Here is a 13,153-nt window from a genome sequence, read left to right on the forward strand (position 1 = left end):
GTTTCCGGCTCATGTGAACCGGCTGGGGCTTTTCGAGCGAAGAACGGGTTAAGGCGCAAGAGGCAGGTAGAAATCGCGCGTCAAACCGGCCTGACTCCGCGCTGAGTCGTTGAACGGCGGCTTAACGGCACCGCGAAAGTGGCGCCGAACCAACATTTGGTAGCTTTCCTGCGGGTTTGCGCCGGATCGATTCATCGACCACAAAAACCACTTCGTCCCTGCGCCGACATGACGAACTTCGTCGTCAACGATTCGGGTCAGCATCCGCGCGGTCCGCTGATCGTTGAAATGCCTGAAACGCACGATGGTTTCCGGCGTGATGTCCAGCGCCCGCGCTTCCAGCACCATCGGGACGATGGCGAGGCGAGCAGCGACGTCATGCGCGGTTTCGATCGCGGCCTCCCATAGACCATCATGGGCAGGCAGATCGCCATAGGCGCTGCCCAGTTCCTCCAGCCGGCGCGCAAGCAGGGCGAAATGCATCGCCTCGTCGGCACCGACACGCAGCCAGTCGTCGGCAAAGTCGGGCGGGAAGTCCGCGCCAAAGCGCGCGATGAGATCGAAGGCCAGGTCGATGGCGACGAATTCGATATGCGCCAGCGCGTGAATCATGGCGATGCGGGCACGCTCCGAGCCACCCTTGCCGCGCTTGGGCATGCGGTTGGGCGGCAGAAGCTCAGGGCGCTCGGGCCGGCCGGGCCGGTCTGGCAGTGGCGTATCGAACCGGTGCGCGAGGCGCCCGAGGCGCCAGTCCCGCGCAGCCTTGCGCGCCGCCATCACCTTCTCGCGCGGATTGCTGCATTGCAGCACTGCAACGCAGGCCTCGCCCAGAGTAGCGGGTTCAGTCAGAGCCATTCCATCAGAGCCTTCCCGATGTAGAGCATGCCAATCGCGGTGACGATCCACGCCGTATAGCGGCGGAAGTGGCCGTCACTGATCCGATCCAGCAGTCGTCCGCCCAGCATCGTGCCGACCATGGACAGTGGCACCGCGATGGCGACCACCCACCAGGGCGGCATGACGCTCCGCCCCGCAAGCAGCATCGGCGTTCCGAACACGCCGATCTTCGCGACATGGCTGAAAACCTGACCTGCCGCCTTGGTCGAGACGATCTGGTGGCGGGTCAGCGGCGTGCGAACGAAGAACACGTCCATCATCGGGCCGGCAACGCCCGCCGTCAGGTTAAGGCCTGACACGGTGAACCCGGCAAGGAAGGCATGGGAGGGCCGGGATGCATCGAGAGCGATCCAGCGGCGGGGCAGCCAGATGACCAGCGGCACCAACCCGAGCAGCAGGAACAGCAAGGGTCGCGAGGGCGAGAAGCCGACCATCGCGACCACCGCACCTGCAGCAAAAACGCCCAATGCGTAAGTGCGCATGATCGGCCAGACGACATGTTCGCGATGCACCACCGCGCGCCAGCCATTGGCGACAAGCTGGAGGATGCCATGCGTAACGAACGCCGCCGACACCGGCAGCAGGAAGGCGAGGATGCCCATCAGCAGCAAGCCCCCCGCCATACCGAAGATGCCGGAAAGAAACGCGGTGGCGAAGGCCGCGATTATGATCAGGACGCCCGTCATCGTCGGCGCGGTTAGCCGCTTTTGGTCGGCCCGTCACCCGCCTGCTTGCCCATCACCAACGCGCCGCCGCATCAGTCTTGCCGGGCGAGAACGACGCGCCTAGGGCGAAACCGTGTGACGGATCAATGATCGCGACAGCACGGAGGGGACCAGGCATGATGAGCGCGCAGCAGATGAGGGACCGACGGCAATGAGCAGCGGCACCTTTTCTCCGTTGCGCCACCGGACCTTCCTGCTGATCCTGCTCGGCAGCCTATTCTCGCACTTCGGCAATGCCATCCAGTCCGTGGGCGCAGCCTGGCAACTCACCATCACCGGCCAGCCGGCTGACGTCATCGCCCTCGTCCAGAGCGCAACCAATCTGCCGATCATGCTACTGGCCCTGCCGGCCGGTGCATGGGCGGACATGTTCGACAAGCGACTGGTGATGCTCGGCGCGCAGACCGGTATGGTCTCGCTTTCCATCCTGCTGGCGGCGCTCGCCTTTGTTGGCACGACACCGCCGGGGCTGCTCATCGGCCTCACCGCCCTGCTCGCCTGCGGCGTGGCCTGCTTCAACCCGGCGCTCGCCTCCTCCATCGGCAGCATCGTGCCGCGCAACGAGCTGGCCGCGGGCGTCGCGCTCAACATTCTGGCCTTCAACATCGCGCGCAGCCTTGGCCCGGCCATCGGCGGCGGCATCGTCGCGCTGGGCGGCGCGAAGGCCGCCTTCGTCGTCAATGCCCTCTCCTATCTGATGGTCATCGTCATCCTGCTGCGCTGGCGCACCGCGCCGCCAGCGCCGTCCACAAGGCGCCCCCTGCTGACGGTGATCGGCGAGGGCTTCCGCTTTGCGCTCGGCTCGTCGGCGATCCGCACGGTGCTGGTCCGCGCGATCAGCTTCACGCTCGCCGGCAGCGCCGCCTGGGCGTTGATGCCGCTGGTCGCAACGCAGATGCTCGGCCGGGGATCGATGACCTTTGGCCTGCTGCTCGGCGCACTCGGCCTTGGCGCCGTGATCGGCGCGGCGAGCAGCACCTGGTTCCGCCAGCGCTTCTCCAGCGAGGCGATCATCCGCGGCTCCGGGCTCCTCTATGGCGCGGTGTGCGTATGCGTTGCGCTCGGCATCGGGCTGGTGCCCACACTCGTTCTCCTCGTGCTGGGCGGCGCAGGCTGGGTGCAGGCGCTCTCCGGCTTTGCCGTCGCCGGCCAGATGTGGTCGCCCGCCCCGCTTATCGGGCGCATTACCGCCATGGTGAGCAGCCTCACCTTCGGCGGGATCGCGCTGGGGAGCTGGCTGTGGGGCCATGTGGCGCAGGCCCATGGCGTTGCCAGCGCGCTGCTGTTCTCCGGTCTGGCGATGCTGGTTCTGCCGTTCATCGGCCTGATCTGGCCGATGCCCCGGCACGAGGGCGCCAAGCCTGCCTGAGGCTCTGCGTTCTCGGAGCCTCCCCCGCCCTCCTGGCCCCACGCTCTTGCCGCCGCTGGCCCACGCGCCTAGGGAAGCAAGGGACCATGGCCGATCCCCGCATCATCGACATCGTGCTCGACGAGAAGACGATATTGTGGCGCAGCGCGGATGTGGAGCAGGAGCGACGGATCGCGATCTTCGACCTGCTGGAGGACAATCATTTCGCGCCGGTGCGCCAGCATGAGGACGGCTATGCCGGCCCTTACCGGGTGTTTCTGCGCGTGGCGGACGGGCGGCTGGTGATCGAACTGCGGCGCACGGATGACAGCGCGCTGGAAGCGATCATCCTCGGCCTCGCCAGCCTGCGGCGCGCGATCCGGGACTATTTCGCGATTACGGAGAGCTATTATCAGGCGATCCGGCAAGCGACGCCGAGCCAGATCGAAACCGTCGACATGGCCCGGCGCGCTGTCCACAACGATGCCGCCGAATTGCTGCGCGGGCGGCTGGAGGGGAAGATCGACGTGGATTTCGATACCGCGCGGCGGCTGTTCACGCTGATCTGCGTGCTGCATATCCGCGCATAACAGGACTGACGAACGACATGAGCACCACAAAGGCCAAGCGCATGAGCAGCGCTCCGGGCGCCCGGCGCCGGCGGATCAAGGTGACGCCGCTGCGCCTCTTCATGCTGCTGCTGGTGATCGGCGGCGGACTGGTAGCGGGCCTGTTCATGCTCGCCCGCAGCTGGACGCCCTCGGCCAGATATTTCCCCGTGCAAGGCATCACGCTGAGCGCCCAGAGCGGCGCGATCAACTGGCGGATGGCCCGCGCGGCAGGTGCCGACTTCGTCTATCTGCGCGCCACTGATGGCGCGCGCGGGCGGGACAGCGCCTTTAATGATTATCTCGCCGGCGCGGTCGCCAACGACATGCGCCACGGCGCGATCCATCGCTATGATCTGTGCAGCAGCGCCTCGGCGCAGGCCACGCGGTTCATCGCCACCGTCCCGCGCGACCCACAGATGCTGCCGCCGGTGGTGGAAATGGGCTTCGACCTGCCCTGCACGGCGCGGCCCAACCGCGATACGCTGCTCGCCGAGCTGAACACCTTTCTCAATCAGATCGAAACCCACTCCGCCAAGCCCGCCGTGATCCGCACCAGCCGCGAATTCGAGGCGGCCTATGACGTGGCCGGTGGCATCAACCGCACCTTGTGGGTGGACGGCGACTTCTTCGTGCCCGATTACACCACGCGTCCCTGGACGATGTGGACCGCCTCCACCTGGAAGCGGATCAACGGCATCGAGGGGCCGATCGAATGGAATGCGGTGCGGCAATGAGCGATGAAGCGACCCGACAAGACCCGACAGCGCCGACACCGGACGAACGCGCCCTGATCGACGCCGCGCGCGGCGCCATGGCGCAGGCCCATGCGCCCTATAGCCGCTTTGCGGTTGGCGCGGCGCTACGATTGACCGACGGGACGATCCTCACCGGCGCCAATTTTGAGAATGCGAGCTACGGCCTGTCGCTCTGCGCCGAGACCGTGGCCATCGCTGCCGCCAATGCGCAGGGGCAGCTACGGGATATCGCGGCCATCGCGGTGACGGGCGGCGCGATGGACGGCGGGGATGGCGGCATCATCACGCCCTGCGGTCGCTGCCGGCAGATCATCAAGGAGGCGCAGGATATGGGCGGGCGCCCGCTGACGATCCTGTGCGCCACGCCAGATGGCAGCGCCGTGCTGCGCCTCACGCTCGACGCGCTGCTGCCGCACGCCTTCGGCCCGGCCAATCTCGGCATCGGCCCGGGCTGATCCTCACATATCATCGCCTCTGGCATTCGGGGCGGCGAGCGATTAGCAACGCCCCCATGGCCATACTCTCCGACAAATGGATTCGCCGTCAGGCGCAGGAAAACGGCATGATCGAGCCGTTCGTGGAAAGTCAGCGGCGCGAGGGCTGCATCAGCTACGGCCTCTCCTCCTACGGCTATGACGCGCGAGTGGCCGAGGATTTCAAGATCTTCACCAATGTCGATAGCGCCGTGGTGGACCCCAAGGACTTCGCCGCCAACAGCTTCGTCGACCGCAAGACGGACGTGTGCATCATCCCGCCCAACAGCTTCGCGCTGGCGCGGACGGTGGAATATTTCCGCATCCCGCGCGATGTGCTGGTGATCTGCCTCGGCAAATCCACTTATGCGCGCTGCGGCATCATCGTGAACGTGACGCCGCTGGAGCCGGGCTGGGAAGGCCATGTGACGCTGGAATTCTCCAACACCACGCCGCTACCCGCCAAAATCTACGCCAATGAAGGCGCCTGCCAGTTCCTGTTCCTGGAAGGCAATGAGCCGTGCGAGACGAGCTATGCCGACCGCGCCGGCAAATATATGGGCCAGCGCGGCGTGACGCTGCCCAAGCTCTGACGGGGGCCAACCTGTCGCCGGAAAGCTTTTGCTAAGCACGATTGCGCTGGCCGGATCGCGCCCGCTCGTTTTATATGGAGAGGCACATGTTTGGCCTCTTCAAATCCAAGTCAAAGCCTGAACCTCTGACCCATGCGCCAGACCTGGGCGAGGGCCGCCGCGTCTACGCGATCGGCGACATTCATGGCCGGCTGGATCTGCTGCTCGAACTTATCGATCTGATCGCGGCCGACGACCATAGCCGTGGCCCGACCGGCAGCACGCAACTGGTGTTCCTGGGCGATTATGTCGATCGCGGGCAGGACAGCAGGGGCGTGATCGACTATGTGCTGCAACTGCGCGACTGGTGGCCGAACATCCTGTGCCTGCGCGGCAATCACGAAGAAGTGTTCGCCATGGCCGTGGAGGGCGATGAGAGCGCGCTGCGCTTCCTCACCCGCATCGGCGGCCGCGAGACGCTCCTCTCCTATGGCGCGAGCGAGACCGATCTCGATACGATGACGCTGGGGGAACTGCGCGACTGGCTGACGAGCGCCGTGCCGGATACGCATCGCGCCTTCCTCGCCGGCCTGACGGACAAGGCGATCATCGGCAACTACGCCTTCGTCCACGCCGGCGTCCGGCCCGAAGTGCCGCTGGACGAGCAGGACGAAAAGGACCTGCGCTGGATCCGCGAGGAATTCCTGTTCTACGACGAACCGCACGATTATTTCATCGTCCATGGCCACTCGATCACCGAGGCGGTTGAGCAGCGCGAGAACCGGATGGGAATCGACACCGGCGCGTACAAGTCCGGCGTGCTGACAGCGGCCGGACTTGAGGGCACGGAGCGGTGGTTTCTCTCGACCGGTAGATCGGGGGGCTAGGTCGGCTCCGTCGGGCACAGCGCAGACATTGCGATGAGTGCAGCCCGGCTGCCCTGGCTTCCCGTCACCTACGGCTCCCCACCGCTCCGCTCGTGTCGAGCGAAGTCGAGACACGGTTGGCACAGGCCTCGCGTGTCTCGACTTCAGCCAAAGGCTGAAGTTCATCCCGAGCGCTCGCCTGCGGGCAGTCGGAGGGCGCGACACGAACGGCGCGTCTGTTCTGAGCACATGATGCGATCACGCCGAGGGCCATCGCCACGGGCTTGAGGCCGCGCGCAACTGCTTTAAAGGCTTCCGCTCACGCTATACGAGCGCCTTGTCGGTCGCCGCGCGTGCCCGCCCGGCAGCGCGTGTCAGGAATTTGAATCACCATGAATTATCGCCATTCCTTCCATGCCGGCAACAGCGCCGATGTCGTGAAGCACAGCCTGCTGATCGCCCTCGTGCGGGCCTTGCAGCAGAAGCCGGGCGCCCTGACCCTGATCGATACCCATGCCGGCTGCGGGCTGTACGACCTTGGCGGCGAGCAGGCCCAACGCACCGGCGAGGCCATGAACGGCGTGCTGCGCGCCTTTGCCGATCCTAACCCCTTGCTGAGCGACTATCGCGCCGCCGTGCAGGCGGTGAACGTGGGAGCCGAGCCGCGCCTCTACCCCGGATCGCCGAAAATTCTGGCGCAGCTTCTGCGCCCGCAGGATTTGCTGATCCTCAACGAAAAGCATCCCGAAGACGCTTACTCTCTGCGCGGGGTGATGCGCGGCACGTCCGCCGCCGTGCACGAGCGCGATGCCTACGAGCTTTGGCTGGCGATGGTACCGCCCCGCACCTCGCGCGGCGTGGTGGTGGTCGACCCGCCCTATGAGCAGACGGACGAACGCGCCCGCATCACCGCCACCCTCGCCGCCGCTCACCGCAAATGGGCGCATGGCGTGACGGTGATCTGGTATCCGCTCAAAGACCGCGCCACCCATCAGCGGTGGAAAGGCCAACTCCGCAAGCTCGGCATCCCGAAGTTCTTGATGGTGGAGCATTGGCTGTACGATCGGGATCAGCCAGACATCTATAACGGCGCGGGCCTCTTTATCGTGAACCCGCCCTACGCCTTCACGCAGGCGCTGCCGCCGCTGCTGGAAGCCCTGCGCGCCGCGCTGGCACCGGAGGGGCATCGCGGCGAGATCATAGCCGATTGGTTGGGGGATTAGGGTAAAATTCGATCCGGGGCGGCAGTGGGCCGAAAGTCGACGTTTTCCGGTGGGTCCGCGCAAGACCAGTCCTTCGATACGCTGCTTCGACAGGCTCAGCAGTTCCTCAGGACGAACGGAGGGAGTGGGGGCTACGGTGTCGTGCCCGGACAGGCAGCTTTTAGAGCAGAGGCAATTTGCCGCCGTTCGGATGACCGTGCTGGGTTTAGGAAGCAGTCTTAGCCCCTCCCCTTCAGAGGAGGGGTTGGGGTGGTGCAGCAACGCCTCGGTCACTCACTCCCATGCCCCCCCCGCCCCTCCTGCGAGCCGCAGGCCAGCCAAGCTCCATAGGAGAGAAGGATCGTCCGGATGCCGTTTTCGGTCGCAGATGACGAGGCCGCTATTCCGTCCAAGACTGCATCTGCCTGGCGCGCGCCGATCCAGTCGAGGTGCTTGTTCGCCCTGGGCTCCTGCCTTCGCAGGAGCACGTGGTGGTTTTTGGAGGTCGGGCGTGTCCGGTATAAGGGGCGTATAGGCTGCCCGCATGCGGCTGGGTTTCTGCACGCCTATCCCGCGTCCACCGGTTCGACGAGGCCCACGTAGCAAAGGCCGACGTATCGCCCCGCCGGCCTTTGCCATAAATCCCGTTCGCAGCGTGAAGTCAGGCGACCTGCGCCGTCTCCAGCTCGTCGATGATCTCGTCGGGATCGCGCAGCACATAGCCGCGGCCCCAGACGGTCTCGATGTAATTGTCGCCGCTGCACGCGAGGCTCAGCTTCTTGCGCAGCTTGCAGATGAACACGTCGATGATCTTGAGTTCCGGCTCGTCCATGCCGCCATAGAGATGATTGAGGAACATCTCCTTGGTGAGCGTGGTGCCCTTGCGGAGCGAGAGCAGCTCCAGCATCGCATATTCCTTGCCGGTGAGGTGGACGCGATTGCCATCCACTTCCACGGTCTTGGCATCGAGATTGACCGACAGCTTGCCGGTGCGGATGACGCTTTGCGAATGGCCCTTGGAGCGGCGGACGACGGCATGAATGCGCGCGACCAGCTCTTCCTTGTGGAACGGCTTGGTGACGTAATCGTCTGCACCGAAGCCGAAGGAGCGGACCTTGCTGTCCATCTCCGCAATGCCGGAGAGAATGAGGACCGGGGTCTGCACACGAGAGGCGCGGAGCTTCTTGAGCACGTCATAGCCGTGCATGTCCGGCAGGTTCAGGTCGAGGCAGATGATATCGTAATCGTAGAGCTTGCCGAGATCGAGGCCTTCTTCGCCCAGATCGGTCGTGTAGACGTTGAACCCCTCGGTGGTCAGCATCAGCTCGATAGCTTTGGCAGTCGTCGGTTCGTCTTCGATCAGCAACACGCGCATACACCAGCCCCTTTGCTCAGTTGGCCGGAGAGCTGCTCGTCACTCAATCCAACCACCAGTAACTATTAACCATATGAAGAGTGAACGCAAAAGGTTAATTTTACGTAAACTGGCCTGAAAGCACGAGTCGCGGGCCGTTTGCGTGCTTAATGGAGTGAGAATCAATGCGGCTCCCTCCGCCAATGGCAAGTAAATGGAGGCCATCCCTCCCTGCGTCTTCCCCCTGCGGGCGATAGCGCCTAGGGAGGCACCATGTCCTTTACCCATAATCCCCGGAACAGCCGCAGAGGGTCGCCCGCGGGCGATCTGTCCCCCCTTACCGACCGGGTGATCTTCATGGATGGCGAGGCCATCGTGCTGGACAAGCCGGCGGGCCTGCCCGTCGACCGCCCGCGCGACGGCGCGCTGAGCCTGGAAAATCATCTCGACAGCCTGACCTTCGGCTTCCAGCGCTGGCCGGTGGCGGTGCATCGGCTGGACCGGGACACGAGCGGCTGCCTGCTGCTCGCCCGTAATCCCAAGGCTGCCAAGCGCTTCACCCAGGCCTTCGAAGCGCGCGAGGTGGAGAAAGTCTATCTTGCCGTGCTGGACGGCGTGCCGGCGGAGCGCGAAGGGGTGATCGATCTGCCGCTGGGCAAGACCAGCACGCGCGAGGATGGCTGGCGGATGCAGCCGGACCCGAAGGGCAAGCCGGCTGTGACGCGCTGGCGCCTGCTGGAGGCGCGCGATGGCCGCGCGCTCGTGCAGTTCCGCCCCGAAACCGGGCGCACGCACCAGCTGCGCGCCCATGCCCTGCACGGCCTCGGCCTCGGTATATTGGGCGACCGTTATTACCCCTCCGCGCCACCCGGGGCGCCATGGGATGGCCGGATGCTGCTGCACGCAGTCAGCCTCAAGCTGCCGCGCGCAGGCAAGCCGCCCGTCGAGGCCGAAGCCCCGCCCCCGGCGCCGTTTGCAGCGGCGGGCTTCCCAGATGCCGAGGCGCTTAACCGGGACGCGCCTTCACCGGCCGAGGGCTAACAGGGCTGGTCAAACCTGCGCCTTGAAGGGCGTGAAATCGGTCTGCTCATCATAGACATCCAGCCCCTCGCGCCGCTTGAAGAAATTGACGGCGAGATAGGTGACCGGCGTCAGCACCGCCTCCCAGCCCACTTTCAGCGCCCAATTGGTGACCATCACGGTCAGCACCTGATCGGTGGACCAGAGGCCATAAAAGGCCAGCGGATAGAAGAGCAAGCTGTCGACGCCCTGCCCGACGATGGTCGAGCCAATGGTGCGGGTCCACAGATGCTTGCCTTTGGTCAGCAGCTTCATCTTGGCGAGCACGAAGCTGTTGGTCAGCTCACCGGCCCAAAAGGCGAAGATCGAGGCGAAGACGATCCGCGGCACCTGGCCAAAAACCGACTCATAGGCCGCCTGCCCGTCCCAGCCGTCCGCCGGGGGCAGCGAGACGACCACCCAGCTCATCAGGGCCATGAACAGCATCGCGGCGAAGCCGGCCCAGATGCAGCGCCGGGCGCGGGCGTATCCATAGACTTCCGTCAGCACATCGCCCAGCACATAGCCTAAAGGAAAGAACAGGATGCCGGCGCCGAAGGTGAAGCCCCACAGGCTCGCCAGCTTGGCCGCGCCGATGACGTTGGAGAGCAGCAGCACCGCGACGAAGGCCGCCATTACGAAATCATAATATTGCAGCCTGTGCCCGGCGAGCGCGCTGGCATCGACATGAGCGATCGAATGGGGAGCGATCGAGGGCGGAGTCGCGGCGGACGGGGCGTCGGAGGGAGCAGCCATGGCGCGGGACTATGCCGCGCGATATCGCGCCCTGCAATCGATCTTGCAGCCTCTTGCTCCCACGCAAAACCGCGCGCGGCATCGCTTTGCCATTGCCAGACGCCTGGCGATGCGGTTAGCGGATCGTTCCGTGGCCCCGTAGCTCAGCCGGATAGAGCATTCGCCTTCTAAGCGAATGGTCGCAGGTTCGAATCCTGCCGGGGTCGCCACTCCTTCCGTCGGCGCTGGCCAAGGCCGCGGAAACTACGCCCGCGCCGCCTGTGCCTGAGCGCGCCGTCGCTTGGCGGCATAGAGCGCCTCGTCCGCCTCGCGCATCAGTACTTCCATGTGGCTCTCCTCGGCGCGCGCGGTCGCGGTGCCGATGCAGGTGGAAATGCGGATGCGATTCCCCTCGATGACGAAGGGCTGCGCGATGGCGCGAACAACGCGATCAGACAGCAGTGTGGCATCCTCCGCCTTGTCGAGGCCGAACTGCACGATGACGAACTCATCGCCGCCCAGCCGCGCCACGATATCCTCGCTGCGGATGGCGCTGCTCAGCCGCTTGGCGACCATCTGCAGCAGCGTATCGCCGGCGGCGTGTCCGTGGGTGTCGTTCACCGGCTTGAACCCGTCAAGATCGAGATAATGAACAGCCACGACCCCCTTTCCCCGCTTGAGGACCACGGCCTCATCGAACCGCTCGCGCAAGGCGAGGCGATTGGCGAGGTTGGTCAAAGGATCGCGCCGGGCCAATGATCCCGAGGTCAGCCGCTTGCTGATGCCTGTCACGGCAGACTCATGCCGCGTCGCCAGACTTTGCGCACCAGCATAGAGGAAGGCGAGAATGGACGCGCCGGTGGCGATCGACATAGCATCGGCACGGATAAAGGCGGCCAGAGCGGTGGGGAGGCTGGCCGCCAGCATGCCCGGCACGGCAACGGGGGGGCGCAGGCCCGACCCGGCGGCGAGGCCGGCACAGAAGCCGACGACCAGACACACCATCAATGGCTGCCCGTCCGACTTCTGCAGGATGACAAGCCCGCTGAACAGGCCAAGCGCGAGGGCAAAGCTGAGCTGGGGTATGAGGAACATGAGCTCGAGCTGTCTGGCCCGGACCGGGTGAAGATCGCTGGCGAGCGCCTGTCCGCGCAAACGCAGCGTGACGATGATCCGCACCCCCATCGCCAGCACCCCGGCCACGCCGAGCGTCAGCGTGAGCCGGTCCCGCGTCTCGTTCACAATGAGGGCGACGCTGAGGGTAAAGGCGACCGCCATGATGGCAGACGGCGTCACATTGACGAACAGGCTGCGCACCAGTTCGACATACACCTTGTCTGCGAGCAGCACCTGCCGGTTGATCATTGGCCCTCTTCCCTGCCCCTTTGTACCAGCAAAACACACGGGCGCCGAGAATGTTCGCCGGGAGCCGGAAAAGACGGGAAATGCCAAGACGGCGCAGTGGTTCCCTACGCGCGGAGTTGGCGCGTTATCCGCGGATCAAGGTTCCGGCGGCCCGCAGGCTTTCATCGCTATTGACGAGCATCGACCAGCCCTGCGCATGCTGCTGCTCCAGCAGGCGGCCGATCTCGCGATAGCCCTGCGCCAGCGGGTAGCGCTCGTGCGCCTCCAGCCAGAGCCGTAGCAGCAGCCGCTCGCGACCGGGCGTGTTGGTAAAGCCGGTGCGCGAGTGCATCACCCGGAAATTGTGCCAGAAGATCATCTCGCCCGGCTGCAGGGTGAAGGACACCTTCAGCTCCGGCCGCGCCGCCATGCGCATCAGGACGCGCAAGGCCTCCACGAAACGCTCCGGCACCGGCTCGCCCCTGATCTGTGCGGCCTGCACAATGAACAGCACATAATTGTAGATGCCGATATGCCCGTCGATCACGGAGAAGCTGGGCACCTTGTAATCGGTGACGCTCTCCAGGCTGGTCGGGTAATAATAGCCCTCCTCCAGCACTGCCAGGACGTCCGGTCGCTCTGCCTGGATCGCCGCATAGACGGCGGCGGCACTGACCAGCCCGCTCACCCCGCCCTCCGGCGAGGTGACGACGGAGGCCAGGCTGAGGATTTCGTGATAGTCGGTGTGCGGCCCGAGCTCGGTATCGTTAAGATAGCCGCGCCGTTCGGGATTGGGCTCCTTGCGCACCAGCCCGATGCGATCGTGGCGCGCACTCTGCTCCACGGCACGGCCCAGATGCGTCCCAAGACCGAAGTGCAGGCGCTGGAACGCCTCCAGATCGTAGCGCGCGATGTCGATCCCGCTCAGCAACACGGCGCCGCGCCCGGCCATCAGGTCGTAATTCACCGCTGCCATCAGGCTCGCGATCGCCGGCGCGCCGAAATCCTCCCGCGTAACGGATGTTGGCGCGCGGCCCTGCGTGGCGCGGACGGCAGCGTCGAGCGCGTCGAGTTGCGCCGGTCCCAGCCGCCGGGTCAGGCCCTCGGCACCCCCGCCGAGCGTGCCGGTCCATGCGCCGGAGGGCTTGCCGAGACGGGTCAGTTCGCTCGGCTCGGGGCGGGATAGGGTCGCGCTGTCAGTCATCAATACTC

At 65.4% G+C, this 13,153-nt stretch carries 14 protein-coding genes and 1 tRNA gene; 9 read left to right on the forward strand and 6 right to left on the reverse strand.

The window, feature by feature from the left end:
* Window positions 1–48 precede the first annotated feature (48 nt).
* Together M2342_RS15260 and M2342_RS15265 are read right to left on the reverse strand one after the other, a co-directional pair.
* On the reverse strand, window positions 49–855 hold the full coding sequence (locus M2342_RS15260; RefSeq protein WP_264579705.1) for a ferritin-like domain-containing protein: 807 nt from the start codon (window positions 853–855) through the stop codon (window positions 49–51).
* A complete protein-coding gene (locus tag M2342_RS15265) occupies window positions 846–1,583 on the reverse strand; it encodes a sulfite exporter TauE/SafE family protein (protein WP_264579706.1) in 738 nt (245 codons plus the stop codon). Before M2342_RS15265 ends, M2342_RS15260 begins: the two co-directional genes overlap by 10 nt.
* 190 nt (window positions 1,584–1,773) lie before the next feature.
* On the opposite strand from M2342_RS15265, the gene M2342_RS15270 reads away from it, so the two are divergent.
* The 7 genes from M2342_RS15270 (at window position 1,774) to M2342_RS15300 (ending at window position 7,470) form a co-directional block, all read left to right on the forward strand.
* Window positions 1,774–2,991: an MFS transporter gene (locus tag M2342_RS15270; RefSeq protein ID WP_264579707.1), complete on the forward strand. Its 1,218-nt coding sequence runs from the start codon at window positions 1,774–1,776 to the stop codon at window positions 2,989–2,991.
* An 86-nt stretch (window positions 2,992–3,077) separates the two neighbouring features.
* Complete coding sequence (locus M2342_RS15275) at window positions 3,078–3,560, forward strand: UPF0262 family protein (RefSeq protein ID WP_181560564.1); 483 nt, start codon at window positions 3,078–3,080, stop codon at window positions 3,558–3,560.
* Window positions 3,561–3,577: 17 nt separating this feature from the next.
* The gene (locus tag M2342_RS15280) at window positions 3,578–4,315 is read left to right on the forward strand and encodes a GH25 family lysozyme (protein ID WP_264579708.1); all 738 of its coding nucleotides are present in this window, start codon (window positions 3,578–3,580) and stop codon (window positions 4,313–4,315) included.
* Entirely contained in the window at window positions 4,312–4,791 is a 480-nt protein-coding gene (locus M2342_RS15285; protein ID WP_264579709.1) for a cytidine deaminase, read from the forward strand. Before M2342_RS15280 ends, M2342_RS15285 begins: the two co-directional genes overlap by 4 nt.
* A gap of 56 nt (window positions 4,792–4,847) precedes the next feature.
* Window positions 4,848–5,402: a dCTP deaminase gene (gene dcd / locus M2342_RS15290; RefSeq protein ID WP_181560566.1), complete on the forward strand. Its 555-nt coding sequence runs from the start codon at window positions 4,848–4,850 to the stop codon at window positions 5,400–5,402.
* Between the two features lie 86 nt (window positions 5,403–5,488).
* Window positions 5,489–6,268: a metallophosphoesterase family protein gene (locus M2342_RS15295; protein ID WP_264579710.1), complete on the forward strand. Its 780-nt coding sequence runs from the start codon at window positions 5,489–5,491 to the stop codon at window positions 6,266–6,268.
* A 371-nt stretch (window positions 6,269–6,639) separates the two neighbouring features.
* Window positions 6,640–7,470: a 23S rRNA (adenine(2030)-N(6))-methyltransferase RlmJ gene (locus M2342_RS15300; RefSeq protein WP_264579711.1), complete on the forward strand. Its 831-nt coding sequence runs from the start codon at window positions 6,640–6,642 to the stop codon at window positions 7,468–7,470.
* Between the two features lie 640 nt (window positions 7,471–8,110).
* On the opposite strand, the gene ctrA is transcribed toward M2342_RS15300, so the two are convergent.
* A complete protein-coding gene (gene ctrA / locus M2342_RS15305; protein WP_181560569.1) occupies window positions 8,111–8,824 on the reverse strand; it encodes a response regulator transcription factor CtrA in 714 nt (237 codons plus the stop codon).
* Window positions 8,825–9,130: 306 nt separating this feature from the next.
* Here ctrA and M2342_RS15310 point away from each other — a divergent pair, with 306 nt between their 5' ends.
* Window positions 9,131–9,844 (forward strand): RluA family pseudouridine synthase, encoded by a 714-nt coding sequence (locus tag M2342_RS15310; protein WP_413715172.1) that lies wholly within the window; start codon window positions 9,131–9,133, stop codon window positions 9,842–9,844.
* 9 nt (window positions 9,845–9,853) lie between these two features.
* Here the strand turns inward: M2342_RS15310 and M2342_RS15315 are convergent, their stop codons facing one another.
* Entirely contained in the window at window positions 9,854–10,618 is a 765-nt protein-coding gene (locus M2342_RS15315) for a queuosine precursor transporter (RefSeq protein WP_413715146.1), read from the reverse strand.
* A gap of 132 nt (window positions 10,619–10,750) precedes the next feature.
* Between M2342_RS15315 and M2342_RS15320 the strand changes: the two genes are divergently transcribed.
* Window positions 10,751–10,827, forward strand: a tRNA-Arg gene (locus tag M2342_RS15320).
* A gap of 34 nt (window positions 10,828–10,861) precedes the next feature.
* Here M2342_RS15320 and M2342_RS17055 read toward each other — a convergent pair.
* Together M2342_RS17055 and M2342_RS15330 are read right to left on the reverse strand one after the other, a co-directional pair.
* Entirely contained in the window at window positions 10,862–11,962 is a 1,101-nt protein-coding gene (locus tag M2342_RS17055) for a GGDEF domain-containing protein (RefSeq protein ID WP_319801096.1), read from the reverse strand.
* A 124-nt stretch (window positions 11,963–12,086) separates the two neighbouring features.
* The gene (locus M2342_RS15330; RefSeq protein ID WP_264573559.1) at window positions 12,087–13,145 is read right to left on the reverse strand and encodes a TauD/TfdA family dioxygenase; all 1,059 of its coding nucleotides are present in this window, start codon (window positions 13,143–13,145) and stop codon (window positions 12,087–12,089) included.
* Between the last annotated feature and the right edge of the window lie 8 nt (window positions 13,146–13,153).

Origin of the sequence: Sphingobium sp. B8D3A, from assembly GCF_025961995.1 — a bacterium.
Taxonomy (GTDB): domain Bacteria; phylum Pseudomonadota; class Alphaproteobacteria; order Sphingomonadales; family Sphingomonadaceae; genus Sphingobium.

Excerpts from the sequence above, each read along its gene's own strand:
- M2342_RS15260 (WP_264579705.1), bottom strand. The coding sequence starts at position 855 with ATGGCTCTGACTGAACCCGCTACTCTGGGCGAGGCCTGCGTTGCAGTG.
- M2342_RS15265 (WP_264579706.1), bottom strand. The coding sequence starts at position 1,583 with ATGACGGGCGTCCTGATCATAATCGCGGCCTTCGCCACCGCGTTTCTT.
- M2342_RS15270 (WP_264579707.1), top strand. The coding sequence starts at position 1,774 with ATGAGCAGCGGCACCTTTTCTCCGTTGCGCCACCGGACCTTCCTGCTG.
- M2342_RS15275 (WP_181560564.1), top strand. The coding sequence starts at position 3,078 with ATGGCCGATCCCCGCATCATCGACATCGTGCTCGACGAGAAGACGATA.
- M2342_RS15280 (WP_264579708.1), top strand. The coding sequence starts at position 3,578 with ATGAGCACCACAAAGGCCAAGCGCATGAGCAGCGCTCCGGGCGCCCGG.
- M2342_RS15285 (WP_264579709.1), top strand. The coding sequence starts at position 4,312 with ATGAGCGATGAAGCGACCCGACAAGACCCGACAGCGCCGACACCGGAC.
- dcd (WP_181560566.1), top strand. The coding sequence starts at position 4,848 with ATGGCCATACTCTCCGACAAATGGATTCGCCGTCAGGCGCAGGAAAAC.
- M2342_RS15295 (WP_264579710.1), top strand. The coding sequence starts at position 5,489 with ATGTTTGGCCTCTTCAAATCCAAGTCAAAGCCTGAACCTCTGACCCAT.
- M2342_RS15300 (WP_264579711.1), top strand. The coding sequence starts at position 6,640 with ATGAATTATCGCCATTCCTTCCATGCCGGCAACAGCGCCGATGTCGTG.
- ctrA (WP_181560569.1), bottom strand. The coding sequence starts at position 8,824 with ATGCGCGTGTTGCTGATCGAAGACGAACCGACGACTGCCAAAGCTATC.
- M2342_RS15315 (WP_413715146.1), bottom strand. The coding sequence starts at position 10,618 with ATGGCTGCTCCCTCCGACGCCCCGTCCGCCGCGACTCCGCCCTCGATC.
- M2342_RS17055 (WP_319801096.1), bottom strand. The coding sequence starts at position 11,962 with ATGATCAACCGGCAGGTGCTGCTCGCAGACAAGGTGTATGTCGAACTG.
- M2342_RS15330 (WP_264573559.1), bottom strand. The coding sequence starts at position 13,145 with ATGACTGACAGCGCGACCCTATCCCGCCCCGAGCCGAGCGAACTGACC.